The organism is Micromonospora sp. NPDC047620 (assembly GCF_043205005.1).
In the GTDB taxonomy this organism is placed as follows: Bacteria; Actinomycetota; Actinomycetes; order Mycobacteriales; family Micromonosporaceae; genus Micromonospora.
The window spans coordinates 20,241-44,068 of sequence record NZ_JBIDDG010000043.1; the positions used below are offsets into that span (position 1 = coordinate 20,241).

Here is a 23,828-nt window from a genome sequence, read left to right on the forward strand (position 1 = left end):
CAATCAGTCTGCCGCCAGCCGCGACTCGAACAGCGCCCGGACCCCCGGCTCCGACCGCAACAACCCCAACGCCAGCTCCGCGTGCCCCGGCACGTAGCCGTTGCCCACCAGCATCGTCACGTCCGCCGCCAGACCCTCCGCGCCCAACGCCGCCGCCGCGAAACTCGTCGCCATCGAGAAGAAGATCACCGTGCCGCCGTCCGCGGTCGCCAGCACCGCCCCGTGCTCACAACCCGGCACGTCCACGCAGACCACCGTCACGTCCGCCGGCGCACCCAGCGCCGTGGTCACCGCCGACGACAACGCCACCGGATCCCGCGCGTCCGCCAACGCCACCGCGTCCGCCAGACCCGCCCCCGTCAGCGCGTCCCGCTCCGCCGCCACCGGCACCACCCCGACCGTACGGCCGGCGCCCGCCCGCCGCGCCGCCGCGAGGGACAACGACCCGCTCTTGCCCGCGCCACCGATCACCGCCACCCGCACCGGCGACGGATCCCCCGCCCGCTCCCGGTCCGCCACGTGCCGCGCCACCACCCGCGAGGTCAACGCCGGCGCCCCGCACACGTCGAGCACCGCCAGGGACAACTGCGGGTCCAGGTCCGCCGGCAGCACCGCCGCGATCGACCGGGCGAACAGGATCGCGTACCCGTCGCACGGCACCTGCTCGCTGCGCCCGTCCCACCGCGCCAGCCCGTCGAGGATCGTCAGCGGCGTCAGCGTCAGCGACACCAGCGTCGCCACCCGCTCCCCCGCCTTCAACCCCAGCGGGGAACGCCGCCCCGCCTCCTCCACCGTGCCGATCAGCATCCCGCCGGAACCCGTCACCGGGTTCTGCATCTTCCCCCGGGTCGACACGATCTCCAGCACCTCGGCGCGGACCGCGTCGCCGTCACCGCCGTGCTTCTCCCACAGCTGCCGGAAGCTCGCCGCGTCGAGGTTCAACCGCTCCACCCGGATGCGGACCTCGTTCGCCGCGATCTCCGGGCTCGCGTCGAGCCGCCACGCCGCCTGCGGCAGCACCCCCGCCGGTTCGACAACGCGGTGCAGACCCACCGGTGACGTCACGCCGACCACCCCCTGTCAAGCCGCCCGAAGCCCCGGCCAGGGCTCGCGTAGCGGGAAAACTTCCGGCAGACTAATTTCTTCACCGGATATTTTCCAGTAGCCTTCGAAATCGCTGATCAACCGCACCACCCGAGGAGGGGCCGTGACCCAGACACAACCGGTGGAGACCATCCCAGCGTCCCGCCCCGCGCCGGTCGCGGTCCCCACCGCCGGACAGCCCTACGAATACCGCCGCGCGCCCCTCGTCGAACCCGACTGGACCCGCTTCCCCGGCTGGCGCCACGTCACCCGCGACCAGTGGGAGAACGCACAGTGGCAGCGCGTCAACTGCGTCAAGAACATCAAGCAGCTACGCACCGTGCTCGGCGACCTCGTCGACGAGACCTTCTACGCCGACCTCGAGGCCGACCAGACGGCCCTGGCCACCATGTCCATGCTGGTGCCACCACAGATGCTCAACACCATGGTCCCGTTCGCCCCGATGACCACCGAGGCGCTCCTCGCCGACCCCATCCGGCGCTACATGATCCCCGTCGCCTCCGACCGGCGCACCGACTGGCCCTCCCACCCGTACGCCAGCCGCGACTCCCTGCACGAACACGACATGTGGGTCGCCGAGGGCCTCACCCACCGCTACCCCACCAAGGTCCTCGCCGAGCTGCTCTCCACCTGCCCGCAGTACTGCGGCCACTGCACCCGCATGGACCTCGTCGGCAACTCCACCCCGACCGTCGACAAGCTCAAACTCACCCTCAAGCCCGTCGACCGCTACGACGCGCACATCAGCTACCTCAAGGCCCACCCGGGCGTCCGCGACGTCGTCGTCTCCGGCGGCGACGTGGCCAACGTCCCCTGGAAGAACCTCGAGTCCTACCTGATGCGGCTGCTCGAGATCGAGACCATCCGCGACATCCGGCTCGCCACCAAGGCGCTCATGGGCCTGCCCCAGCACTGGCTCCAGCCCGACGTCGTCGAGGGCCTCGAACGCGTCGCCCGCACCGCCGCCCGCCGCGGCGTCAACCTGGCCATCCACACCCACGTCAACCACGCCCAGTCGCTCACCCCGCTGGTCGCCAGGGCCGCCCAGACCGCCCTCGACGTCGGCGTCCGCGACGTCCGCAACCAGGGCGTGCTCATGCGCGGCGTCAACGCCACCGCCCCCGACCTGCTCGACCTCTGCTTCGCCCTCCAGGGCGAGGCGGGCATCCTGCCGTACTACTTCTACATGTGCGACATGATCCCCAACGCCGAGCACTGGCGGGTCCCGGTCTGGCACGCCCAGCAGCTCCAGCACGACATCATGGGCTACCTCCCCGGCTACGCCACCCCGCGCATCGTCTGCGACGTCCCCTTCGTCGGCAAGCGCTGGGTGCACATGCTCACCGAGTACGACCGCGAGCGCGGCATCTCCTACTGGACCAAGAACTACCGCACCTCGATCGAGTCCGCCGACACCGAGGCGCTCAACAAGCGCTACGCCTACTACGACCCGATCGACACCCTGCCCGAGACCGGGCAGAAGTGGTGGGCCGACCACCGCGTCGACGATTGACCCACCCGCACCCCCGCCACCCCCGGCGCCGACCACCGGCTCCGGGGGTGACGCGTCTCCGACCCACGACGACACCTCCGCACGGGGTACACCCGGTTTGCTGTACGCGGCGGCCACCTCGACTAGTACACCATCGGATGTACTATCTGCCGTGTGGAGACGTTGACGCACGGACAGGTGCTGGCCCGCTTCGGTCATGCCCTGTCGGACCCGACCCGGGCGCGGCTGCTGCTCGCGCTGCGCGACGGGCCGGGATATCCGGCGGAGCTGGCCGAGCTGCTGGGCACGACCCGGCAGAACCTGTCGAACCACCTGTCGTGCCTGCGCGGCTGCGGCCTGGTGGTCGCGGTGCCGCAGGGCCGCCGCACCCGGTACGAGCTGGCCGACGCCCGGCTGGCGCACGCCCTCACGGACCTGCTCGGCCTCGTGCTGACGGTCGACCCGGCCGCCTGCCCGAATTCCGACGAGCAGGGCTGCTGCTGATGAGCCTGCCCCTGATCAACCTGACACCGGCGGGGCCATCGCCGGCGCGCCGCGCGGTGCTCGCCCGCCGAGTGCGGTTGCTGGTCGCCGCGACGATCACCTACAACGCCATCGAGGCGGTCGTGGCGATCACCGCCGGCACGATCGCGTCGTCGACCGCGCTGATCGGCTTCGGCCTCGACTCGGTGATCGAGGTGTCGTCGGCGGCGGCGGTGGCGTGGCAGTTCGCCGGCCGCGACCCGGAGTCTCGGGAAAAGGTGGCGCTGCGGATCATCGCGTTCTCGTTCTTCGCTCTCGCCGCCTACGTGACGGTGGAGTCGGTGCGTGCCCTGGTCGGCGGCGCCGAGGCCGACCACTCCAGCACAGGTCTGGTGCTGGCGGCACTGTCGCTGGCGATCATGCCCGGCCTGTCGTACGCGCAGCGCCGCGCCGGCCGGAAACTGGGTTCGCGTTCGGCCGTCGCGGACTCCAAGCAAACCCTGTTGTGCACCTACCTGTCCGCCGTCCTGCTCGTGGGCCTGGGGCTGAACAGCCTGTTCGGCTGGTCCTGGGCCGACCCGGTCGCCGCGCTGGTCATCGCCGCCGTGGCGGTCAAGGAAGGCCGCGAAGCGTGGCGCGGTGACACCTGCTGCGCACCCGGGCTCACCCCGGCCGGACCAGCGGCCGACAGCCGCACGGACCACTGCTGCGCCGACGAGGGTTCGCGGTGACGCCGGCCTGACACTCGCCTCGTATCTGCTGGGCCTGGTGCTGGCGTTCGGGTGGCGCACCTGGCGCAGTGACGGCACCTAGATCAAATTCCAGTCTTTGACCTCGTTCTGGGCCGGAAGCTGCGGCCGGGCCCCATTCGCCCCGGATCAGGTGACGGCTCCCGGGGTGGACCGGGGGCCGTCACCGCACACGGGTCACCGAGTGAAGACGTCCTTCACGTCGCGGCCGGCTTCCTTCGCCTGCCGGGCACGCGCGTCGCTCTGCTGCGTGGCGCCCTCGCCCCGCATCCGCTCGTTGTCGGTGACGTCGCCGATTCGCTCCTTGGCCGCGCCGGTAAGTTGCTCGACCTTGTTCTTCGCCTTGTCGGTGAAGCTCATGTCGCCTCCCCTGCTCCTGCGCCGGGCCGGGCCTTCCGTGCCCTGGTCCGACTGCGTGCCCGGACCCCGGCAGGCGGAAACCTGGGCTGTGCCGTGCGGTGGGTTACACATCCCGTAAGGCATCCTAGGACACTAGGTGAACGAGGGTGACGGGCTTCTGGTTGACTGGGCGAATGGGAGAGATCCTGCTGATCCGGCACGGCGAGACCACCTGGAGCGCCAGCCGCCGGCACACCTCGTACACCGACCTGCCGCTCACCCCCGACGGCGAGCGGCAGGCCCGCGCCCTCGGCGAGTTCCTCGCCGGCCGGCGCGTCGCCGCCGTCCTCACCAGCCCCCGGGCCCGGGCGCTGCGCACCGCGCAGCTCGCCGGCCTCCCCGTCACCGGCACCGACGACGACCTCGCCGAGTGGCACTACGGCGACTACGAGGGCCGCACCACCGCCGACATCCACGACGACCACCCGAGCTGGAACCTCTGGACGGACGGCTGCCCCGGCGGGGAGTCCCCCAGCGAGGTCGGCGAGCGCGTCGACCGGGTGCTCGCCCGGATCCACCCGCTGCTCGACCGGGGCACCGTGGCCCTCGTCGGGCACGGCCACAGCCTGCGGGTGCTCGGCGCCCGCTGGGTCGGGCTGCCGCCGTCGGCCGGCGGGCTGCTGCGGCTGGACACCGCCACCGTCAGCGTGCTCGGCCACGAGCACAGCCGGCGGGTCATCCAGCGGTGGAACCAGCCGGCTCCCCCGCCGAACGGGAACGCGCCCGAGCCTGGAGCTCGGCACTGATCTTCGGCGGCCGGTTCTCGTACGGGGTCGACAGCACCACCGTCGTGCGGGTGGTCACGTTCGCCGCCGTCCGGATCTCCTGGAGTACCCGCTCCAGGTCGGTCGGGCTGGCCACCCGCACCAGCAGCAGGTAGAAGTCCTCCCCCGCCACGGAGTAGCACGAGTCGATCTCCGGCAGGTGGGCCAGCCGCTCCGGGGCGTCGTCCGGCTGGGACGGGTCGAACGGCCGGATCGCCACGAACGCGGTCAGCGGCAGGTCCAGGGCCTCGAAGGAGACCCGGGCGGCGTACCCCTTGATCACGCCGCGCTGCTCCAGCCGGCGCACCCGCTGGTGCACCGCGGACACCGACAGGCCCACCTTCTCCGCCAGATCCGTGTACGACAGCCGACCGTCAGCGGTCAGTGCGGCGACGATGGCGCGGTCGATCTCCTCCACGGCGTGCAACCTACCGGGAAATCCGCCCGGCTGCGACGACGCACCCCCGCCGGCACGACGCGGCGTACGCGGCGTGCCGGCCCGTCGGGGCACCGTCAGCCCTTCGCGAGCGCCCGGGAGATGACCAGCCGCTGGATCTGGTTGGTGCCCTCGACGATCTGCAGCACCTTGGCCTCGCGCATGTAGCGCTCCACCGGGTGGTCGGTCACGTAGCCGGCACCGCCGAGCACCTGCACCGCGTCGGTGGTGACCCGCATCGCCACGTCGGTGGCGAACAGCTTCGCCTTCGCCGCCTCGATCGAGTACGGCCGGCCTGCGTCGCGCAGCCGGGCGGCGGAGAGCATCAGCGCCCGGGCGGCGGAGATCTGGGTGGCCAGGTCGGCGAGGGTGAAGCCCAGCCCCTGGAAGTCGATGATCGCCCGGCCGAACTGCTGCCGTTCCTTCGCGTAGCCCACCGCGTAGTCCAGCGCCGCCTGGGCCAGCCCCACCGCGCAGGCGGCGATGCCGAGGCGCCCCGAGTCCAGGGCGGACATGGCGATGGTGAAGCCCATCCCCTCCCCGCCGATGAGCCGCTCGGCCGGCACCCGGGCGTCGTCGAAGGCGACCTGCGCCACCGGCGAGGCGTGCAGGCCCATCGTCCGTTCGGCCGCCTGCGGGGCGATGCCCGGCGTGCCCCGGTCGGCCAGCAGGCAGGAGATGCCCTTCGGGCCGGGCCCGCCGGTGCGGCAGAAGATGTTGTAGAAGTCGGCGACCCGGGCGTGGGTGATCCACGCCTTGGTGCCGGTGACCACGTAGGAGTCGCCGTCGCGCACGGCCTTCGTGGTCAGGCTGGCCGCGTCCGACCCGCCCTGCGGCTCCGAGAGGCAGTACGCCCCGAGCAGTTCCCCGCCGACCATGTCCGGCAGAAGCTTGCGCTGCTCGTCGGTGCCGAACTGGGCCAGCGGGTAGCAGGACAGGGTGTGCACGCTGACCGCCTCGGCGACCGCGAGCCAGCGGCTGGCCAGGATCTCCAGCACCTGCAGATAGACCTCGTACGGCTGGGCGGCGCCGCCGTGCTCCTCGGCGTACGGCAGGCCGAGCAGGCCCGCCCGACCGAGGGTGCGCAGCACCTCGCGGGGGAACTCGGCGCGCTCCTCGAACCCGGCCGCCTTCGGGGCGAGCTCCCGGTCGGCGAGTTCGGTGGCGAGGTCGAGCAGGTCGTGGGCCTCGTCGGTGGGGAGGATCCGGTGGACAGTCATAGCGCGATGAGCTCCGTGGGGGTGGTGTTGAGCCGTTGCACGCCGTCCGTGGTGCAGACGACGATGTCCTCGATGCGGGCGCCGTGCCGGCCCGCCAGGTAGATGCCCGGTTCGACGGAGAACGCCATCCCCGCCTCCAGCGGGCGGGCGTTGCCGGCCACCACGTACGGCTCCTCGTGGCCGTCCAGGCCGATGCCGTGGCCGGTGCGGTGCAGGAACGCCGCGCCGTGGCCGGCGGCGGCGATCGGCTCCCGCGCGGCGGCGTCGACGGCCTCGGCGGTCACCCCGGGGCGGACCGCGGCCACCGCCGCCGCCTGGGCGGCGCGCAGCACCTCGTAGTAGTCGGCGAACTCGGCCGGCGGCGGACCCCCGGCGACGTAGGTGCGGGTGCAGTCGGAGCGGTAGCCCGAGGGCATCGTGCCGCCGATGTCCACCACCACCGGCTCGCCGGCGCCGATCGGCCGGTCGGAGGTGCCGTGGTGCGGGCTGGCGCCGTTCGGGCCGGCGGCGACGATCACGAAGTCGACGGTGACGTGGCCGGCGGCCCGGATCGCCGCGGCGATGTCGGCGGCGACCTCCGTCTCGGTGCGCCCCGGCCGCAGCCACTCCCCCATCCGGTCATGCACCACGTCGATCGCCGCGCCCGCCTCGGCCAGCGCCGCCACCTCCGCCGGGGACTTGCGGATGCGCAGCTCGCGCAGCACCTCGGAGGCCAGCCGCTGGGTGGCGCCGGGCAGCGTGGCGCGCAGGGCGAGGACCTGCTCGGCCCACATCCGGTCGGCCAGCCCGACCGCCGCCACCGGCCCGCCGAGGGCGGCGGTGACGAGGGGGTACGGGTCCGTGCCGTCGGCGTGGTCGACGATCCGCACGCCGGTGGCCGGGGCCGGGGACGCCTCGGCGGCGGGCCGCTCCAGGGTGGGCACGATCAGCGTCGGATCGCCCTCGGCGGGCAGCACCAGGCAGGTCAGGCGCTCGCCGGCGTGCGCGTCGTAGCCGGTCAGGTAGCGCAGGTCTGAGCCGGGGGTGAGCAGCAGCGCGTCCAGCCCGGCGGCGGCGGTGGCGCGCTGCGCGGCGGCCAGCCGCTGCGGCGGATACAGCTCCTCGGATCCCACACCGGCCAGCTTAACGGTCGTTCGGGCGCCGACCCAGCCCACCCGGCGCTCCGGCGGGCGCTCCCCGACGAGGCGCAGGCGGCGGCCCGCCGCGCCAACGGGCGCTTCCCGGCCGGACGTTCAGGAGGCTGCCCGGCGCCGGACGAGGGCGAGCATCTCGTCGACGGAGCCGGCGGGGTCGGTCACCGGGAACTGCACCGCGCGGACGACGGCGTCGGAGCCGACCAGCAGGGTCAGGCGCTTGAACCGCTCGACGCCCCCGGCCCGGAAGGTGGGCAGCGACAGCCCCGCCGCGAGCCGGCCGTCCTGGTCGGACAGCAGCGGGAAGGGCAGCTCGGCGTGCGCCACGAAGTCGGCGAGCTGGTCGGGCCGCTGGGTGCTCACTCCGAGGACCCGCGCGCCGGCGGCCCGGAAGTCCGCGTGCCGGGCGGCGTAGCTGGTGGACTCCAACGTGCAGCCGGCCGCGCCGGGGATCTCCCCCCAGCCCGGCGGAAGGGCCCGCGCCCCCGGCGCGAACGCCCCCGGGAAGAAGTAGAGCACGCTCCAGCCCCGCGCGTCGGCCGGCGCGACCGGCCGTCCGTCGTGCCCGGGCAGGACGACGTCGGGCAGCCGCCGCCCGACCAGGTCGTGCACGCGGCGCGCCTCGGCGGAGGCGGCGTCGGCGGTCGCGGTGAGGTCGCCGTCGCCCATCACGTACCGGGTGCCCCAGTCCTGCAGGGCGATGAGCACCGGCAACAGGCCCTCGCCCTTGGCGGTGAGCAGGTAGTCGAAGCGGGGCGGATGCGCCGAGTAGGGCTGTCGCTCCAGCACGCCGTGCGCGACCAGCCCGGCCAGGCGCTCGGTCAGCGCCCGCCGGCTGACGCCCAGCTCACGGTGGAGCGCGTCGAAGCGGGTGGTCCCGCCGGCGACCTCGCGCACGATGAGGAACGTCCACCAGTCGCCGAGGACGCCCAACGCCTGCGCGATGCCGCAGTCCGCGTCCGCCAGGTCGGCCCGCCGCACATCCCACCCCCGCCCGCTCCGTCGCCCTCGACTATAGTCCGTTTCAGATTGGAACTCGCTGGCTCGCGGACGGGGGCGGACGACATGGGCGTCGGGCATGCAGCCGGGGTGTTCTGGCGGTGGTGGGCCGCCGGCACGACCAGCGCGGTCGGGTCGGCGGTCGGCGCCGTGGCGCTGCCGCTGACCGCGCTGACGGTGCTCGACGCCACCGCGTTCGAGATGGGCCTCATCGCGGCGGCCAGCTACGTCGCCTGGCTCGTGATCGGGCTGCCGGCCGGCGTCGTCACGCAGCGGCTGCCGCTGCGCGGAACGCAGGTGGGCGCCGACCTGGCCCGCGCGCTGGCCGTCGCGTCGGTGCCGGTCGCGTGGTGGTCCGACCGGTTGACCGTCACCCACCTGGTGGTCACCGCGCTGGTGGTCAGCTTCGCCACGGTGCTCTTCGACGTGGCCAACTCGACCTTCCTGCCGAGCATCGTCGACCGGGACCAGCTGCAGTCCCGCAACAGCCTGACCTCCGCCACGCACGCCACCACCCAGCTCGGCGGGCCGCCGCTCGGCGGCCTCGCAGTGCAGGCGCTCGGCGCGGTGCCGACCCTGCTCGTCGACGCCGCCGGCTACCTCGTCTCGGCGGCCCTGCTCCGTTCCCTGCCCGCCCGCCGCGTCGACACGCCGGACCGCTGGCCGCCGGTCGGGGAGATGATCCGCGAGGGCTGGCGCTTCGTGGCGTACCACCCGGTGATGGGCCCCGGCATGTGGGCCGCGACGGCGGTGAACTTCGTCTGCGGGGCGCAGCTCGCGCTCTACCCGCTGCACCTGGTGCGCGAGCTGCACGCCCCGGCAGGCCTGGTCGGCCTGCTGCTCGCCGTCGAGGGCATCGGCTCGCTCGTGGGGGCCGCGCTGACGTCCCGGATCACCGCCCGGATCGGCACCGCCCGGGCCCTGGTCGTCGCCGGCTTCGTGTCGGCCGGCGGCGCGTTCGTCGTCCCCTGGGGCACCGGCTGGCCGGCGTACGTCGCCTTCGCGGTCGGCAACGTCGTCTTCGCGGCCGGCGTCGTGGTGCTCAGCGTGACCACCCGGACCTACCGGCAGATCGCCAGCCCGCCCGAGCTGCTCTCCCGCGTGATGGCGACGGTCCGGTTCGTCTCCTGGGGAGCCATCCCCGTCGGCGGCCTGCTCGCGGGCGCCCTCGCCGGCGTCGCCGGGACCCGCGCCACCCTGCTGGTCTTCGCGTTCACGGCGGTCTGCGCGCCCCTGGCGCTACTGCTGTCCCCCGTCCGCCGCCTGCGCGACCTCACCGACCACGACCGGGCGGCCGGCGACCGCCGGGCGAGCCCCGTGCCGGCGGCCCGCTGACGGCCCGGCCCCGCGCTCAGCCCGGCCCGTCCGGCACGACGGCGGGCAGCGCGCCGGCCAGCCGGCGGGCCTGGTCGGCGTGGGTCAGCAGGTCCACGCTGTCGACGAACTGGTCGACCGCGCCGACCGGCGGCCGCCCGCGCAGGGCCGGGTCGGTGACGGCGGCGTGCAGCGCGGCGGCGACCCGGCCGGCGTCCAGGACCAGGAAGGGCCGGCGGTGGAAGGGGCGCGGCCGGGCACCCACCGGCGACGCCAGCCCGGTGTCGTCGGTCCAGGCGGCGACGGTCTCCAGCGCCCGGACCAGCCCGTCCTCCCGGCGCGGCCAGTCCCCCGGGCCCAGCGCGTCGGCCAGGGCCGCGACCACGGGCCCCGCGCCGGGCAGCCGGCCGAACACCGTGCCCAGCCACTTGTCGTACGGCGGCCAGCGGCGGCGCAGCAGCAGGCCGAGCCGCATCACGTCCCGGGCCAGCCCGGCGGTGACCACCCGGCTGCCGACGTCGTCGCCGACCTCGGCGCAGCGGCCGGGCAGGTGTTCCGCCTGGGCGACACGGGTCCACCCGGCGGCGAGCACGTACCGCCACACGTCGTCCGGGTACCACCGCAGTGCCGCCCGCGCCCCGGTGAGCCCCCCCGTCGAGGCCGTCGTGGAAGACCTCGCCGCCGGTCACCTCGGCCAGCCGCTGGGTCGGGGTGGCCAGCCAGTCGGCCGTGGTGACCCCGGCGGCCGGGTCGAAGCCGAGCCGGTCGCGCCACCAGCCGACCAGCTCGTCTATCTTCACCCCGTGCCGGACGCCCGCCGGGTCGACCACGCCGAGGCGGCCGTGGCCGGCGAACCGGGTCGGCCAGCCGAGGAAGTCGGCCGGCAGGTCGGCGTCCAACGCGGCGTGCAGCCGCGGAATCCGCCACGCGTCGGCCGCCGCCACGAACAGCTGCGCCCGCGGCCCCCAGTCGTGGTCCGTGGAGCGCGCGGTGTCCAGCCCGAGCAGCTCCGAGCCGCCGTCGAGCAGGCCGGCCGCGTAGCGCAGGCCGGGAAAGCGCCGGCGCAGGATCGGCGCGAGCACCTCGTCGTGGAACCGTCGGCCGAGCGTCAGGCCGGGAAGGAACGTCACACCGGCCAGTCTGCGCCCCTCGCCGGGGCGCTCGCAGCACGGTTCCGGCGCGGCCGGCCGGTCGCGCCGATAGCCTGGAGCCGCGAGCGCCTCGCCGTCGGAGAGGAGCGACAGCTGTGGCACCGAACGACCCGGACCGCGCCGCGGCGCGCCGCCGCCGCCTGCTCTGGTCCGGGATCCTCGCGGTCGCCGGCCTGGTGCTGCTGATCGTCGGCCTGACGATCGCCAACGGTACGGCGGCCTGGATCGAGGTGGCGCTCGCGGTCGCGCTGCTGGTCGCGAGCTACGCGGTGCAGTATCTGGCCCGCCGCGAGACGCTCTACTCCAGCGACGAGCGCCCCTGACCGCCGGGCTGTCCCGCCGTGCCGTACCCCCCGAACGTCGGTGCGGTGTGCCAGGCTGTCGGGCGTGGCACAGCGATCCCCGATCATGCTCATCGACGCGCCCAGCCTCTACTTCCGGGCCTTCTTCGGCATCCCCGAGTCCGCGGCCCGCGCCGCCGACGGGAGCCCGGTCAACGCGGTGCGCGGCTTCCTCGACATGCTGGCGGCCCTGATCCGCACCCGCCGGCCCGACCGGATGGTCTGCGCCATGGACCACGACTGGCGACCCGATTGGCGCGTCGCGCTGCTGCCGTCGTACAAGGCGCACCGGCTGGCCCCCGAGGGCGGCGAGGTGGTGCCCGACACGCTCAGCCCGCAGGTGCCGCTGATCCTGGAGGTGCTCGACGCCGTCGGCATCACCCACGTCGGCGCGGCCGGCTACGAGGCCGACGACGTGCTCGGCACGCTGTCGGTGACCCAGCCGGCGCCGGTCGAGGTGGTCTCCGGCGACCGGGACCTGTTCCAGCTCGTCGACGACGCCCGCCCGGTGCGGCTGCTCTACGTCGGGCGGGGCGTGGCCAAGCTGGAGGACTGCGACGACGCCGCCGTGCGGTCCCGCTACGGGGTGTCGGCCGCCCGGTACGCCGACTTCGCCGCCCTGCGCGGGGACCCGAGCGACGGGCTGCCCGGGGTGCCGGGCGTGGGCGAGAAGACGGCCGCCCGGCTCGTGGAGCGCTACGGCGACATCGCGGGCATTCTGGCCGCCCTGGACGAGCCGGGTTCCGGCTTCGCCCCCGGGCTGCGCACCAAGCTCGCCGCCGCGCGGGACTACCTGGCCGTGGCGCCGAAGGTGGTCCGGGTCGCCCTCGACGTGCCGCTGCCCGAGCTGGCCACCGCGCTGCCCAGCGCCCCGGCCGACCCGGACCGGCTGCTGGAGCTGGCCGGCGAGTGGAACCTGGCCGGCTCGGCGCGCCGTCTGGTCGACGCACTCGCCCAGCGCGCCTGACCCACGTCCGCGCGGCCCGCGCATCCGGTGTGGGATTCGAGGCCAACCTCGAATCCCACACCGTCGAGCGCGCTCGAGATCAAGGCGTCGGCACTGGGGTCAGAACTTCGCGAGCAGGCCCGCATCCACGGGGACCGCGATCCCGGTGACGAAACGGGACTCCTCCGACGCCAACCAGAGCACCGCGTTGCTCACGTCCTCGGGCTCCACCCACGCCACCGGCAGCAACGCCAGGCCGCCGAAGACCCGGGCCACGTCGTCGAGGGTCGGGTTCTCCACGCCGGGGATCCCTCAGCAGGCGTTCGTTCATCGCCATCTCGGTGTTGACCATCCCCGGGTTGACGGTGTTCACCCGGATGTTGTGCTTCCCCAGTTCGTTCGCGAGGGTGCCCATGAGCCCCTGGAGCCCGTGCTTCGACGCCGTGTAGTGGGCCTGGTTCGGGGCGCCGATGAGCCCGGCCGTGGAGCTGATGATGACGACCGAGCCGCCACGGCCGCGCTCGATCATCCCGGGCACGACGGCCTTGACCGCGTGCCAGGCGCCGACGAGGTTGACCGCCAGAATTTCCTGCCATTGCTTGTCGGTCAACTCCAGAGCGGGATTCTGGTTCGCGATGCCGGCATTCGAGACCAGGATGCCGATCCCGCCGAACTTCTCGGTCGCCTCGGCGACCACGGCATCCAGCGCACCCTGGTCACGCACATCGGCTGTCCGCGCGATGACTCGCCGGCCCTCAGCATCGACCAGTGCGGCGGTCTCGGCAAGGTCTTCCGGCATGCCCTGGCGGTGGTCGAGGTCCGGCTAGCGGACCTGCTGGAGTTATCTGATCAAGGTATCTGCAGGACGGGCCGCACCGGAGTCTCTCCGGTGAGGCCACCGTCGTAGACGGCCTCCGCCAGGTCTGGGTCGCGGTAGGCGGTGGCGAGGGTGAGCCAGGTGAGGAAGCTGCCGTAGCCGCCGCAGAGTGCCGCGCCGCCGTCTCCGCCGCACAGGACCGCTTGGTCGGTGGTGAACTCGGCCCGGTACGGGTCGTCCCCGATGATCAGGCCGAACAGGTTCGGTTCCTGGATGAGGGGCACATCGCCGTAGGGTTCGCCCTCGGGATACTCGTCGCCCCAGCGGAACAGGCTGGTGGCCCCGGCTGCGCAGGCGTACTCCCACTCGTCGGAAGTCGGCGGTCGTAGGCCGCGGCGATCGAGTCCGGCCATCAGCCAGGCGTGGTCGTACTCCTCGTCGCTGTCGTCAACATCGGCGTCGTCGTCGGCTGCCAGCAGCGCGTCGGCGTCCTCGGAGCGAACCGCGACGAGCCGGGCCGGTAGAAACACGTGGCGCGGCGGCGAGGTGGCCTCGGCTACGAAACGGTTGAGCGGCCCGGTCAGGTCGCACGCTGCGGCGGCCTTGGTGAAGTCGGCGAGCTGCCGGGCGCTGGGAACGAAACGGTCGGCGTCATGGCCGAGCTGCACGGTGCCGCCGGGCACCAGGGCGAAGCGGATGCCGTCGCGATCGAAGAATGCGACCCGCCCGGTCCGGCCAGCGAAAACATGCGGACCTACCCCAGCGAGACGGACCTCGGCGCTACGCGCAACAGCAGCGGCGGTGCGGCCGGCGGCCTCGTCGGACAGGTCCAACCAAGCGGACAACGTGAGATCGGCGTGCGACACGTGGGCATTATGCCGGCAGGCCATGCTCTGAACACGGGCGGCAAGGAGGGCCGACCAGACGGGACGTGACGGACCTCGGCGCCTCGGCGCGCGCCCCGTACACGTCGCGGTCGCGGATCAGCTGTGCGGCGGCGGTGTCGGCGACTTCGGTGATCTCGAAGGCGTCGGGCAGGCGCTCGTCGAGAGCGGCGCTGATCTGTCTGACGGCGGGTGCCGGCCCGGCGACGGCGATGGGCACGCCGTGGACCGACGAGCGTACCGAGGGCCAGGCAAGGGCGGTCATGAGCACGCTGACGGCCACCGTCAGCAGGGCGACGGCCCGGGCCACCGCCGACCAGGGCGACGGCGACGCACCGGTTGCGGGCTGGGCCTGACCGGCCATGTCGTCTCCTCCAGACAGGACGGTGTTCATCGCGGGGTGAGCGGGGTGGCGGACTCGACGCGGGTCAGCCTCTCCGGGTTGCGGACGTAGTAGCGAGCCCGGTCACTCGCCCCCGGCTCACGCCGACGTTCGGCAAGCAGTGGGCCGATCGGTCACCAAGCGCCGTGGTACGCGAGATTGACGACCAGCGCGGCGGTGACGGTGACGAAGAAGACGGCCCAGCCGGTGAGCTTGCGGGAGCCCACCCGCAGGTGGGCAAACAGCGCGAGGATGAAGTAGAGCTCGAGCCCGATGGCGGCGACCACACCGAGCAGCGGCACGGCGAACCCGGCCAGCAGGCCGACAGTTCCGGCCGCAAGCAGGCCACCCAGCATCGGTCCCCAGGACAGCGGGATCCGCTTCATCGTCATCATGGCCTTCGGGTAGTCGTGTCCGGCCAGGTAAGTGTACGCGCAGCCGCCGGTGAACAGGGCCGCCAGGACGGTGACCGTGGCATAGCCGATGAACATCGATGTCCTTTCGAGGGGAAGAGGGGCACGCAAAACGTGCCGTGTAGCGGCGTTCCGGCAGGTCAAGGCTCCGGACTCCGGTCCGTGACCCACGGCCCAAGGGAGCGAGACATGGCTCCTCCGTTCCAGGGGTCGGCCTCAAGACGCCGCGTGACCGGCAGCTGTGACAGCACGTGAGCCAGCTCATTCCTCGGCGGTGACTGGCAGGGCTCTCAGCGCGTGACGGCAGCGAGCCGCTGCGCGCTGTCCGCATGCGGCTGGTGGCGTCCGAAGCCGGGAGCGGTTCATCGCAGCGCGGGTGCTGCGCCTGGCCGCGGTCGGCGTCGGGTCACCACTGGGTGACGAGCGGCGTGTCCGGTTCGTGCTGCCGCCAGGCTTCGATGAGGCGGGCGAGGCGGGTGGGGGCGGCGATGCCGCGCACGGTTGCGATCTTGCCGTTGGTGATGTCGAACGCCACGGCCCCGAGGACCTGGTCGCCGAGCACGAAGAGGATGGCGGGGGCGCCGTTGACGAGCGCGTAGTGGATGGCGGGTGTGCCACCGGCAAGTCGCCGTTTCGCGGGTGTGGGTTTGAAGCCAGCCCGTACGACGGCGGCGACGCGCTGCGGAGTGTCGTACCGCAGCAGCGTCCCGGTCAGGCCGGCGCCGTCGGAGATCGCGGTCGCGTCGTCGGTGAGCAGCGCTACCAGCCGTTCGGTGCGGCCTGAGGAGGCAGCGGCGAGGAATTCCTCGACGATCCTGCGGGCGGTTACCGGGTCGGCTTCGCCGCCGCGGCGGCGCGCGGCGGCGATGCGGCGCCGGGCCCGGTGGAGGTGTTGCTGGCTTGCGGACTCGGTGATGTCGAGGATCTCGGCGATCTCGGCGTGACTGTAGGAGAACGCTTCGCGCAGGACGTAGACGGCCCGCTCGAGAGGTGACAGGCGCTCCATGAGAGTCAGCACGGCCAGGGAGACCGATTCGCGCTGCTCGAAAGTGTCGGCCGGGCCGAGCATCGGGTCGCCGGCGAGGAGCGGTTCGGGCAGCCAGGCGCCGATGGTGCGTTCGCGGCGGGCTTGTGCCGAGCGGAGCCGGTCGAGGCACAGGTTGGTGACGACCTTGGTCAGCCATGCTTCCGGCACCTTGATCCGCTGCCGGTCGGCGGCCTGCCAGTGCAGGAACGCATCCTGCACGGCGTCTTCGGCGTCGGCGGCGGAGCCCAGCAGCCGGTACGCCAGTGAGGCCAGCCGGCTCCGGCTGGCCTCGAACCGACTGGTGTCGAAGCGATCAGTGGCGGTGCTGTCCACGCGGACCACCCTAGGCGGCTACGCCGACCGCCTTCTTGGCCGACGCATCCGGCGCGGCGGCCAGGCGGTGCGTGCGCTTGGGCAGGCCGAAGGTCGGGTGCGAGGTGGCCCACAGCGAGATCTTGAGGATGGCCGACTTGATCCGCGCGGCCTTCCGGCCGCCCACGTACTTCGGCTTTGCCTGCGCTTCGTCGTCGACCAGTTGCAGGATCCCGTCCCGCCGTCCGAGGCTGATGTGGTTGCCCGGGTAGACCAGCTTGGTGTTCGCGATCTTGCGGCCGGTCAGGCGTCCCACGATCGCCTCAATGGACTGCTGGCCGGTGAAGCCGGCCGAAGCGCAGGACATCGGCAGCGGCCGGCCGTTGTCGCCGATGGCGTAGGCGCTGTCGCCGGCGGCGTAGACATTCGGGTGCGAGACCGACCGCATGGTGCGATCGACGACGATCCGACCGTTTTCGGTGACCTCCAGCCCGCTGGCGGCGGCGATGGGGTTGACCGCGAACCCGGCCGTCCACACGGTTGCGTCGGACGCCAGGGCGGTGCCGTCGGCGCACAGCACCCGCGTCGCTTCGACGGCTTCGACCTCGGTGTGCTCCAGGACGGTGATGCCCAGCCGGGCGCAGGCCTGGCGCAGGTGGCTGCGGGCTCCGACGGAGAGCCGGGCGCCCAGCTCGCCGCGGGCGACCAGCGCCACCGACAGGCCGGGCCGGGCTTCGGCGATCTCGGTCGCGGTCTCGATGCCGGTCAACCCGTCACCGACGACCAGCACACGCCCGCCTTCGCTCCGCCTGCCCAGGCTGTCCAGGCGCTCGCGCAGGCGCAGCGCCGAGGGCCGGGCGGCGATGTCGAAGGCGTGCTCGACCACGCCGGAGACGCCGTGGTCGTCGCCGTGGCTGCCAAGCGCGTAGAGAAGCGTGTCGTAGCCGAGCTCGCCGCCGCCGTCGGCGTCGGCCACGGCGACGACCTGGCGCTCGGGGTCGACGGCGGTGACACGGGCCAGGCGCAGCCGTACCCCGGTGCCCGCGAAGACGTCGGCGAGTTTCGGAGCCTTGATCTCGTGGCCGGCCGCGAGTTCGTGCAGCCGCAGCCGCTGGACGAAGTCCGGCTCGGCGTTGACCACGGTGATCTCGGTGTCCACCCGGGACAGCCGGCGGGCCAGGTTCCCGGCCACGTGGGCTCCGGCATAGCCGGCGCCGAGGACGACGATGCGGTGCTTCATGTGTTACTCCCGTCGGTTCGCGTGCTTCCGCGAGTTGAGCGGAACGGCGCCCCGATTGCTGACAGGAACCGCATGTGGCATGGGTCACAGAGCCCCACCGGGTGGCATCGTGGGCAGCGAAGGTGGCATTGACCAGCTTCGTCACCGCGGCGCGCAGGTTGTCGACGGTGACGAAGACGCGGCGCACATGCGGCAGCGCTGCCTCGGTCTCGCCGCGCTCCCCGGGCGCCACGATCGCCCGGATGCCCATGTGCGTCCCCAGCGCGAACAGCGCCAGCAGCAGCCGACGCTGGAGGGTGGGCCGGTCGAGTGCTCGTACGCGCGACGGAGGAGAACTCGTCGGTGAAGCCGGTAAGAAGTCGGCGTTCCGGACCCCTCAACCTGATCGCAGCCGTGCAGTACCTGTCCGCCACCGCGAACGGGGGTGAGTACATGCGCACCGTCCTGGCAGAGACCGCCCTGCTGCTGGTCGCCGCGTCTGTGGTACTCGTGATCACCACGACCGCCGGTATCCAGGTCGTCCGGCGCACCGCAGCAGACCAGCAGCACACTGCCGGTGCCGGAGCCACAACGGCGTAGTCGTCCCAGTCGTCCGAACGGGATTGGTGCTGCCGGTGCGACGGCACGCCATACATCCGCTCATCGCGAGGACCACTTGACCTGCCCGCATAATGCCAGGATGACTGGCGACCGCGTGATGTTGGACGGCTCGCGGCCTTTCCAGGAACGCGTCCGGCACCTCCGCGATGCCTGGGTCCGGGACGGACGCTGTGGTGCTTCCCTGGTCACCGGCACGGCGTTCTTCGCGGTGTACTGCTGGAGCTTGAACCACAAGATCGGCGACCCGACGGCTCCGGCGTACGATGCCGAACTGGCCGAGTTCGTCGCCGCCTCGTACGAACTCAATGGCGGGTCCGTCGGCTGGAACGCCATGCTCACCAGCCGCGAGATCTGTTCCACCTGCCATGACCGGTACCGACTGGAGAACCTCGGGATCTGCACCGGCTGCATGCGATACACCTGCTACGGCTGCGGCGATCATGAATGCTGCACCGGCGAGCTGCTCTGATCGCGAGGACGTCGGTCAGATGAACTGGGCGTTCTCGTCCCAGCGTTCGTCGGCGATATCGACATAGCGGGGATGCTGGACGACGTCGGTCATCGGCTGGGTGGTGGTTCATCAGGCGGCGAGTTCCTCACGTTCGACCAGGCGTGCGTTGGTGAACCGCGCGCCAGCGCAAACGAGAGCGACGCGGTGCGTTGACCCACCCGCCATCGGTTTGGGCGGCCTCGATGAGCTTGAACGCCATCGCGAGGCTGGCGGCGCGGCTGCCTGGCCCCTTGGGGAACGGGTGCGGCGCCGCACCGTGGCGAGGGTGGACTCGATCGGGTTCGAGGTGCGTAGGTGCGCCCAGTGCTCGGCCGGGTAGTCGTAGAACCGGCTCGGTGCGAAGGAACCATCCCGCTCGACGATCAGGCTGGCTGGACCGACAGCCGATCGTGCTGTCGGTCCAGGCAGCCGCCGCTGTGTGGCTACCTCGCTGGCGGACCGCCCGCCTGCCAGGAGTCGAGGTGGAGCGGGCGACGGCAGTGGTAGACCAGGGCCGGCGGCAGGTTGGTCCAGACGGTCCGACCCACGGTCACCTCGTCGAAGGCCCTGGTCAGCAGCGAGTGGAAGCGCCGCGCCGGGCGGGTCGGCAGCGCGTGCCGGTACGCGAAGGTGGTGAACACTCCGCCAGCGCCGAGCGACCCGATCACGGCGTCGAGGATCGCGGCCGGACGTGACCCTCATGGACCTGCGGATGCCCCGGATGGACGGCATCGAGGCGACCCGGCGGATCCTGGACCGGCAGCCGTCCGCCCGGGTGGTGGTGCTGACCACGTTCGCCGACGACGTCAACGTGTACGGCGTGCTCGGTGCGGGCGCGATCGGCTACCTGGTGAAGGACGGCGCCCCGGAGGAACTGGTGGACGCGGTACGCCGGGCGGCGCGGGGGGAGGCGCTGCTGGCGCCGCCGGTGCTGGCCCGGGTCCTGCGCCGGGCGCTCGCCGCCCACGACCGGGAACGCGAGCCCGACCGGTCGGCGGCGGCGCTGCGGCTGCTCAGCGCCCGGGAGCGGGAGGTCCTGGCCCTGGTCGGCGCTGGGCTGTCGAACGCGGAGATCGGCGCGCGGCTGCACCTGGGGGTGACCACCGTCAAGACGCACGTGTCCGGGGCGATGGAGAAGCTGGCGCTGCGCAACCGGGTGCAGGCGGCGGTGCTGGCGCACCGACTCGGCCTGGTCGACGACGACTTCAACCCCGTGCCGGGTGCGGGGGGACCTTAGGGAGACGGCCGGCCACCCGGAGGACCCGCAGCGGCCGCCGAAATCGCCACCCTGAGCCTGCTCATCGACAACACGGCCATCCTCCTACCGATCGCCCGTTTCACCGGCCTCGTCTGGCTGATCACCGCAGGTTTCCGCCTACCCCGGCAACGACCATCCAGAGCCCAAGACGTCAAGAACTGAACCTGCCGGGTGGCCAGCCCGGCGGGGATCTCCTGGTCCGTGGTTGGAAACCCAGCCGCCACCGTGCACGGAGGCGGTCGGGCTGCTGCGCCGGCTCCGGTTGTCCGGCGCGCTACGGCTGGCCCGCCGGCTCGTGGCGCCGGTCCGCACGCTGTCCGCCGGGCTCAACCCGTACGCGTCCGCCTGGGTCCGCACCTGGCGGTCCTGTCTGTCCCGGGTCCCCGGTCGGGCCGTGACGAGATGCACCAGGCCACGCCATGTACCCCACGTCCTCCAGCAGGTGGCCAGACGCAGCCAGATCGAGGTCGATAAACGCGACCAGCTGGCCGCAGCGGAAAACCGTGTTGTTCGAACCGGGGTCGTGATGGCAGACCCCGGGCCCGTGGAGACGACGAAAGACCCCCACTATGGTGTACCGATGGCATCGGTCAGGCAGATCCAAGTCACCTTCGACTGCGCAGAACCCGAGCGCGTCGCTCGTTTATGGTGCGAGGTGTTGGGGTACGTCGTACCGCCGCCACCGGACGGGTTTGCTACTTGGGATGACTTCGATCGCACGCTGCCGCCTGAGCATCAGGGCTCAGCGTTCGCATGCATTGATCCCTCAGGTGTAGGCCCGCGACTGTACTTTCAGCGCGTTCCCGAAGGCAAGGTCGTCAAGAATCGGCTGCATCTTGACGTGCGGGTCGGCACCGGGCTCGTGGGTGAAGAGCGCCTGGCCGCACTTGAGGCCGAATGCGCACGACTGGTCGCGCTCGGCGCGGTACGCGTGCGACTGCTGCTGGCCGATGGCGGCAACGAGTCGTGCCTCGTGATGCAGGACATCGAGGGTAACGAGTTCTGTCTCGACTGAGTGGCCGTCGGCGATGGCTTCGTAGGAGCAGCCGAACGGAGTACTTGCAGGAGTTTGTCGAACACGATCCGGTCGGCGATGCGCCGGCGGTGACAGCCCAGCGGGTGAGTCGCGGCGGTGGCGGGTCGTGCGGGTAGCAGCGCGGCGAACTGGTCCCACAAGGGGTCGCTCAGCCATGATGGGACAACGGGCACAGGCGTTCCAGTGATCACTAGGCGTAGGAACCTTCATGATCACTGATGCCTGTGCCCGTCTCCTATCCGACCGTGCCCCGCCGACCTATTTGCGCGACCTCTAAGGCGGCCGACACCTTGAGCTGAAGCCACAAGATGGCGCTGACTGAGCGAGAGTCACTTCAGCCCCTACCGGTATCCGCATCTGCCGCCCGACAGCGCGTCGGAGACGACCGGATCTGCCGATGAGCGCGCAGGGCCGACAACGACTTCCGGCAGACTCAGACCCATGACCGATGAGGCATGTTCCGAAGTCTTCGATCAACTCCGTCGTGTCGTTGCCTGAGAGATGAACGCACAGGCCGGGATAGGGCGGGCTCCCGAGGCGATGCCGACGCTCATCGCGGACACCCTGATGGACTACTTCGACCTCAAGATGAAGCCTGGGGCCGACGTGTCCAACCTCGGGTAACGCCCGCATCTAGGCCGCGATGCGCGCGGTGCAACGTCCCGGGTGGTGTCCGCTCCTGCCGATAGCGGACGTGCTTCAATCCGCTTTGGTTTCGCGGCCATCTGGGGAGCGCCGGTTCTCGCCGCTCGTTACCCACGTCAGCATCGCTTGCCAGTGGGCCGAAGACGGCGTGTGGGCTGCGTCCTCGCTGATACGGATCTTTCCGTTGGGCATCCGTGCGGCGATCAGCGGTGCGTCGTGAACGGCTCGGCCGGGGTCGTGTCGCCCGGCCCAGATGAGGACGCGGCAGGGCACGTCGCGCAGGCCGAACCCCCATGGGCGGATGTCGGTGGCGAGCCAGTCGGCGGCCAGCCCGGCCGCGCCCTGGCGGGCACCCTCGCGGTTGGACTCCTCGTGGGGCCGCAGCCAGGGGTCCTGGCCCGCGGCAAGCAGCTGCCGGTGCTGCTTGAGTGGATCCTCGGCGTACCATGCGGCGGCGCGGGTCACGTAGCGGCGCCCGAGCCCCGGAACGGTCCGCAAGGCCCACGCGTGAAACCGCTGCCAGCCACGCACCGTGCGCAGTTCCCGATATGGGCCGGTGAAGCCTGCGGCGACCACCCCGGTCAGTCGGTGCGGGAACCGGGCCCCACAGGCCACGGCGTACGGCGCGCCACCAGAGAACCCGGTCAGGCCGAAGCGCTCGATCCGCAGAGAGCTCATCAGCGTACCGACGTCGTCAGCGACGCCGAGGAGCGTTGGCTGTCGGACAGGTGTGGACCGACCGTACCCGGGCCGGTCCACGGTGATCAGGCGGACGCCCGCCGACGCCGTGTCGTCCGGGCGGCTGATCCGAGAGCCCGGCGTGCCGTGCAGGAACACCACCGGCGGCCCGGCCGGATCGCCGTACTCCGCCCAGCCCAGGACCCGGCCGTCCGGCAGCACAAGATCCATATCGCCTCCTCTCCGCTAGACAACCGCGCAGCACCCAGGACAGCGTATAGACATGCGTCGCCGTATTGTGCAGTGCGGCAATGCCGAAGCGCACTCAATGCCGCCGGTCGTGCGCGCCGACCGGATGCTGTAGGTACGACCGGGGACACCTGCGCCGATGATCGGCTGGTTGGATCACCTCATGCCCGCGGCTATCGAATGGCTCGAATACCGAGTGATCGACGGCCTCGTCGAGCGGTCGTTCCACGTCACCCGGCCGACGAGCACTGTTCCGGGCGTGCTCTGGCTGCCGGCTTCTTTGTCCACCCCGCGTCCACTGGTCCTGCTCGGCCACGGCGGTAGCGGGCACAAGCGAAGCGGCCGGGTCGTCGAGCTCGCCCGATGGTTCGCGACGCAGGCCGGCCTCGCGGCGGTCGCGATCGACGGCCCCTACCACGGCGATCGCGTGTCTCCTGCACTGTCGGTTGTGGAGTACCAAGCCCGCATCGCCGAAGCGGGGATCGAGGTTGTCCTCGACCGGATGGCAGAAGACTGGCGGGCGACCGTGGACGCCATCGCGGCTTCGGGTTTCGCTGCCCCCGACCGGCTCGCGTATGTCGGTATGTCCATGGGCACACGGTTCGGTCTGCCTGTCGTGGCCGCACTGGGCGACCGGTTCCGGTGCGTGGTCTTCGGCAAGTTCGGTCTTCAGCAGGGGACCGCCATGCACAAGGGAATGGCGGCGCCGGAACGCGTCGCGAGGGATGCCCGGCGCATCACTGCCCCTGTTCTCTTCCATGTTCAGTGGCACGACGAGATCTTTCCCAGGGATGGTCAGCTGGCGCTGTTCGATGTGTTGGGATCAAAGGACAAGCAACTCGCTGGCTACGTCGGGACGCACACGGAGACCGAACCCACGGCCATCGCTCTCTGGCGTGACTTCATCTTCCGCCATCTGGTCACCGGCGGTTAAGCCGTCGAGTCGGCCCCAGGGCAAGATCGGGTATCCGGATCTGCCGCAGATAGCGCGTGGCTCGTTGGCTACGGGCCTGACGGTTGGCGCAGCCACGTCGGCATGGCGTCTTCTCGATTCATCTGTTTGAGTCCGTCGAGCATCTCGGTCAGCCACTGCCCCGTGATGCCGTCTTCGCCCGAGACGAACATCCCGTCTTCTGGATGTTGGGTCAGGAATGCCGAAATGTCTACATGCGGTCCGTAGAACAGGTGTACTTCAGCTTCGACTAGCGGCCCGGACATACGAAGGATCCAGGTGGGGTCCATGCCCGGCGCATCGAGCGGACCTTC

Annotated in this window: 31 protein-coding genes and 4 pseudogenes; 14 read left to right on the forward strand and 21 right to left on the reverse strand. The window is 71.9% G+C overall.

The genetic code is table 11. The features are described 5' to 3' along the window. Nucleotides 1-3 precede the first annotated feature (3 nt). Nucleotides 4-1,053 (reverse strand): zinc-binding alcohol dehydrogenase, encoded by a 1,050-nt coding sequence (locus ACGF5C_RS31885; protein ID WP_393307724.1) that lies wholly within the window; start codon nt 1,051-1,053, stop codon nt 4-6. A 154-nt stretch (nt 1,054-1,207) separates the two neighbouring features. On the opposite strand from ACGF5C_RS31885, the gene ACGF5C_RS31890 reads away from it, so the two are divergent. The 3 genes from ACGF5C_RS31890 to ACGF5C_RS31900 all read left to right on the forward strand — a co-directional run bounded on the left by ACGF5C_RS31890 (nt 1,208) and on the right by ACGF5C_RS31900 (nt 3,810). Further along, on the forward strand, nt 1,208-2,617 hold the full coding sequence (locus ACGF5C_RS31890; RefSeq protein WP_393307681.1) for a KamA family radical SAM protein: 1,410 nt from the start codon (nt 1,208-1,210) through the stop codon (nt 2,615-2,617). Nucleotides 2,618-2,770: 153 nt separating this feature from the next. After that, nucleotides 2,771-3,100: an ArsR/SmtB family transcription factor gene (locus ACGF5C_RS31895; RefSeq protein ID WP_393307683.1), complete on the forward strand. Its 330-nt coding sequence runs from the start codon at nt 2,771-2,773 to the stop codon at nt 3,098-3,100. Then, on the forward strand, nt 3,100-3,810 hold the full coding sequence (locus tag ACGF5C_RS31900; protein WP_393307685.1) for a cation transporter: 711 nt from the start codon (nt 3,100-3,102) through the stop codon (nt 3,808-3,810). Before ACGF5C_RS31895 ends, ACGF5C_RS31900 begins: the two co-directional genes overlap by 1 nt. A gap of 195 nt (nt 3,811-4,005) precedes the next feature. On the opposite strand, the gene ACGF5C_RS31905 is transcribed toward ACGF5C_RS31900, so the two are convergent. After that, nucleotides 4,006-4,188 (reverse strand): CsbD family protein, encoded by a 183-nt coding sequence (locus tag ACGF5C_RS31905; RefSeq protein WP_393307687.1) that lies wholly within the window; start codon nt 4,186-4,188, stop codon nt 4,006-4,008. Nucleotides 4,189-4,361: 173 nt separating this feature from the next. On the opposite strand from ACGF5C_RS31905, the gene ACGF5C_RS31910 reads away from it, so the two are divergent. After that, nucleotides 4,362-4,973: a histidine phosphatase family protein gene (locus ACGF5C_RS31910; protein ID WP_393307689.1), complete on the forward strand. Its 612-nt coding sequence runs from the start codon at nt 4,362-4,364 to the stop codon at nt 4,971-4,973. On the opposite strand, the gene ACGF5C_RS31915 is transcribed toward ACGF5C_RS31910, so the two are convergent. The 4 genes from ACGF5C_RS31915 to ACGF5C_RS31930 form a co-directional block, all read right to left on the reverse strand. Beyond that, on the reverse strand, nt 4,903-5,409 hold the full coding sequence (locus tag ACGF5C_RS31915; protein ID WP_357461989.1) for an Lrp/AsnC family transcriptional regulator: 507 nt from the start codon (nt 5,407-5,409) through the stop codon (nt 4,903-4,905). The two genes, ACGF5C_RS31910 and ACGF5C_RS31915, sit on opposite strands and share 71 nt — an antisense overlap. 95 nt (nt 5,410-5,504) lie before the next feature. Continuing rightward, the gene (locus ACGF5C_RS31920; protein WP_393307691.1) at nt 5,505-6,647 is read right to left on the reverse strand and encodes an acyl-CoA dehydrogenase family protein; all 1,143 of its coding nucleotides are present in this window, start codon (nt 6,645-6,647) and stop codon (nt 5,505-5,507) included. Then, on the reverse strand, nt 6,644-7,759 hold the full coding sequence (locus ACGF5C_RS31925; protein WP_393307693.1) for a M24 family metallopeptidase: 1,116 nt from the start codon (nt 7,757-7,759) through the stop codon (nt 6,644-6,646). The genes ACGF5C_RS31920 and ACGF5C_RS31925 overlap by 4 nt, the downstream gene beginning before the upstream one ends. 120 nt (nt 7,760-7,879) lie before the next feature. Further along, on the reverse strand, nt 7,880-8,761 hold the full coding sequence (locus tag ACGF5C_RS31930; protein WP_393307695.1) for a winged helix-turn-helix transcriptional regulator: 882 nt from the start codon (nt 8,759-8,761) through the stop codon (nt 7,880-7,882). An 84-nt stretch (nt 8,762-8,845) separates the two neighbouring features. On the opposite strand from ACGF5C_RS31930, the gene ACGF5C_RS31935 reads away from it, so the two are divergent. Beyond that, the gene (locus ACGF5C_RS31935; protein WP_393307697.1) at nt 8,846-10,114 is read left to right on the forward strand and encodes an MFS transporter; all 1,269 of its coding nucleotides are present in this window, start codon (nt 8,846-8,848) and stop codon (nt 10,112-10,114) included. 16 nt (nt 10,115-10,130) lie between these two features. Here ACGF5C_RS31935 and ACGF5C_RS31940 read toward each other — a convergent pair whose 3' ends face one another. Continuing rightward, entirely contained in the window at nt 10,131-10,697 is a 567-nt protein-coding gene (locus ACGF5C_RS31940) for a DUF4037 domain-containing protein (RefSeq protein WP_393307698.1), read from the reverse strand. Nucleotides 10,698-11,339: 642 nt separating this feature from the next. On the opposite strand from ACGF5C_RS31940, the gene ACGF5C_RS31945 reads away from it, so the two are divergent. Together ACGF5C_RS31945 and ACGF5C_RS31950 are read left to right on the forward strand one after the other, a co-directional pair. Further along, entirely contained in the window at nt 11,340-11,567 is a 228-nt protein-coding gene (locus ACGF5C_RS31945; RefSeq protein WP_350705396.1) for a hypothetical protein, read from the forward strand. An 85-nt stretch (nt 11,568-11,652) separates the two neighbouring features. After that, nucleotides 11,653-12,552 (forward strand): 5'-3' exonuclease H3TH domain-containing protein, encoded by a 900-nt coding sequence (locus ACGF5C_RS31950; RefSeq protein WP_393307726.1) that lies wholly within the window; start codon nt 11,653-11,655, stop codon nt 12,550-12,552. 99 nt (nt 12,553-12,651) lie between these two features. On the opposite strand, the gene ACGF5C_RS31955 is transcribed toward ACGF5C_RS31950, so the two are convergent. The 8 genes and pseudogenes from ACGF5C_RS31955 to ACGF5C_RS31990 all read right to left on the reverse strand — a co-directional run. Further along, nucleotides 12,652-12,831: an SDR family oxidoreductase gene (locus ACGF5C_RS31955; RefSeq protein ID WP_393307728.1), complete on the reverse strand. Its 180-nt coding sequence runs from the start codon at nt 12,829-12,831 to the stop codon at nt 12,652-12,654. A 31-nt stretch (nt 12,832-12,862) separates the two neighbouring features. Continuing rightward, nucleotides 12,863-13,330: pseudogene (locus ACGF5C_RS31960) on the reverse strand (SDR family NAD(P)-dependent oxidoreductase); the annotation flags it as partial. Nucleotides 13,331-13,380: 50 nt separating this feature from the next. After that, nucleotides 13,381-14,214, reverse strand: a complete 834-nt coding sequence (locus ACGF5C_RS31965) for a hypothetical protein (protein ID WP_393307699.1) — start codon at nt 14,212-14,214, stop codon at nt 13,381-13,383. Between the two features lie 7 nt (nt 14,215-14,221). Next, nucleotides 14,222-14,596, reverse strand: coding sequence for a hypothetical protein (locus tag ACGF5C_RS31970; protein ID WP_393307701.1), 375 nt, complete (start codon nt 14,594-14,596; stop codon nt 14,222-14,224). A gap of 152 nt (nt 14,597-14,748) precedes the next feature. After that, nucleotides 14,749-15,105, reverse strand: coding sequence for a DoxX family protein (locus tag ACGF5C_RS31975; protein WP_393307703.1), 357 nt, complete (start codon nt 15,103-15,105; stop codon nt 14,749-14,751). A gap of 328 nt (nt 15,106-15,433) precedes the next feature. Beyond that, complete coding sequence (locus tag ACGF5C_RS31980) at nt 15,434-16,387, reverse strand: sigma-70 family RNA polymerase sigma factor (protein WP_393307705.1); 954 nt, start codon at nt 16,385-16,387, stop codon at nt 15,434-15,436. Between the two features lie 10 nt (nt 16,388-16,397). Next, nucleotides 16,398-17,606 (reverse strand): NAD(P)/FAD-dependent oxidoreductase, encoded by a 1,209-nt coding sequence (locus tag ACGF5C_RS31985; RefSeq protein ID WP_393307707.1) that lies wholly within the window; start codon nt 17,604-17,606, stop codon nt 16,398-16,400. A gap of 82 nt (nt 17,607-17,688) precedes the next feature. Continuing rightward, nucleotides 17,689-17,892: pseudogene (locus ACGF5C_RS31990) on the reverse strand (Tn3 family transposase); the annotation flags it as partial. A gap of 23 nt (nt 17,893-17,915) precedes the next feature. Here ACGF5C_RS31990 and ACGF5C_RS31995 point away from each other — a divergent pair. From ACGF5C_RS31995 to ACGF5C_RS32005, 3 genes are all read left to right on the forward strand, one after another. Further along, entirely contained in the window at nt 17,916-18,185 is a 270-nt protein-coding gene (locus tag ACGF5C_RS31995) for a hypothetical protein (RefSeq protein ID WP_393307709.1), read from the forward strand. Nucleotides 18,186-18,285: 100 nt separating this feature from the next. Continuing rightward, nucleotides 18,286-18,675 (forward strand): hypothetical protein, encoded by a 390-nt coding sequence (locus ACGF5C_RS32000; protein WP_393307711.1) that lies wholly within the window; start codon nt 18,286-18,288, stop codon nt 18,673-18,675. 72 nt (nt 18,676-18,747) lie between these two features. Then, nucleotides 18,748-18,870 carry a hypothetical protein gene (locus tag ACGF5C_RS32005; RefSeq protein WP_393307734.1) on the forward strand — a complete coding sequence of 41 codons (123 nt, stop codon included), beginning with the start codon at nt 18,748-18,750 and terminating at the stop codon, nt 18,868-18,870. A gap of 16 nt (nt 18,871-18,886) precedes the next feature. On the opposite strand, the pseudogene ACGF5C_RS32010 reads toward ACGF5C_RS32005, so the two are convergent. Next, nucleotides 18,887-19,044 (reverse strand): annotated as a pseudogene (locus tag ACGF5C_RS32010) (IS256 family transposase); the annotation flags it as partial. A gap of 95 nt (nt 19,045-19,139) precedes the next feature. After that, nucleotides 19,140-19,364, reverse strand: a complete 225-nt coding sequence (locus ACGF5C_RS32015) for a hypothetical protein (protein ID WP_393307736.1) — start codon at nt 19,362-19,364, stop codon at nt 19,140-19,142. A 32-nt stretch (nt 19,365-19,396) separates the two neighbouring features. On the opposite strand from ACGF5C_RS32015, the gene ACGF5C_RS32020 reads away from it, so the two are divergent. After that, on the forward strand, nt 19,397-19,933 hold the full coding sequence (locus ACGF5C_RS32020) for a LuxR C-terminal-related transcriptional regulator (RefSeq protein WP_393307730.1): 537 nt from the start codon (nt 19,397-19,399) through the stop codon (nt 19,931-19,933). Nucleotides 19,934-20,228: 295 nt separating this feature from the next. Here ACGF5C_RS32020 and ACGF5C_RS32025 read toward each other — a convergent pair whose 3' ends face one another. Further along, a complete protein-coding gene (locus tag ACGF5C_RS32025; RefSeq protein ID WP_393307732.1) occupies nt 20,229-20,522 on the reverse strand; it encodes a phosphotransferase in 294 nt (97 codons plus the stop codon). Nucleotides 20,523-20,534: 12 nt separating this feature from the next. Between ACGF5C_RS32025 and ACGF5C_RS32030 the strand changes: the two genes are divergently transcribed. Beyond that, complete coding sequence (locus ACGF5C_RS32030; RefSeq protein WP_393307713.1) at nt 20,535-20,969, forward strand: VOC family protein; 435 nt, start codon at nt 20,535-20,537, stop codon at nt 20,967-20,969. Between the two features lie 6 nt (nt 20,970-20,975). Here the strand turns inward: ACGF5C_RS32030 and ACGF5C_RS32035 are convergent. Next, nucleotides 20,976-21,163, reverse strand: a pseudogene (locus tag ACGF5C_RS32035) (IS5/IS1182 family transposase); the annotation flags it as partial. 328 nt (nt 21,164-21,491) lie between these two features. On the opposite strand from ACGF5C_RS32035, the gene ACGF5C_RS32040 reads away from it, so the two are divergent. Then, entirely contained in the window at nt 21,492-21,614 is a 123-nt protein-coding gene (locus ACGF5C_RS32040) for a hypothetical protein (RefSeq protein WP_393307714.1), read from the forward strand. Between the two features lie 75 nt (nt 21,615-21,689). Here ACGF5C_RS32040 and ACGF5C_RS32045 read toward each other — a convergent pair whose 3' ends face one another. Further along, nucleotides 21,690-22,544 carry an alpha/beta fold hydrolase gene (locus ACGF5C_RS32045; protein WP_393307716.1) on the reverse strand — a complete coding sequence of 285 codons (855 nt, stop codon included), beginning with the start codon at nt 22,542-22,544 and terminating at the stop codon, nt 21,690-21,692. A 157-nt stretch (nt 22,545-22,701) separates the two neighbouring features. Here ACGF5C_RS32045 and ACGF5C_RS32050 point away from each other — a divergent pair, with 157 nt between their 5' ends. Continuing rightward, nucleotides 22,702-23,496, forward strand: a complete 795-nt coding sequence (locus ACGF5C_RS32050) for a dienelactone hydrolase family protein (protein WP_393307718.1) — start codon at nt 22,702-22,704, stop codon at nt 23,494-23,496. Nucleotides 23,497-23,564: 68 nt separating this feature from the next. On the opposite strand, the gene ACGF5C_RS32055 is transcribed toward ACGF5C_RS32050, so the two are convergent. Then, nucleotides 23,565-23,828 (reverse strand): hypothetical protein (locus ACGF5C_RS32055; protein ID WP_393307720.1); only part of this gene is annotated, 264 nt, incomplete at its 5' end.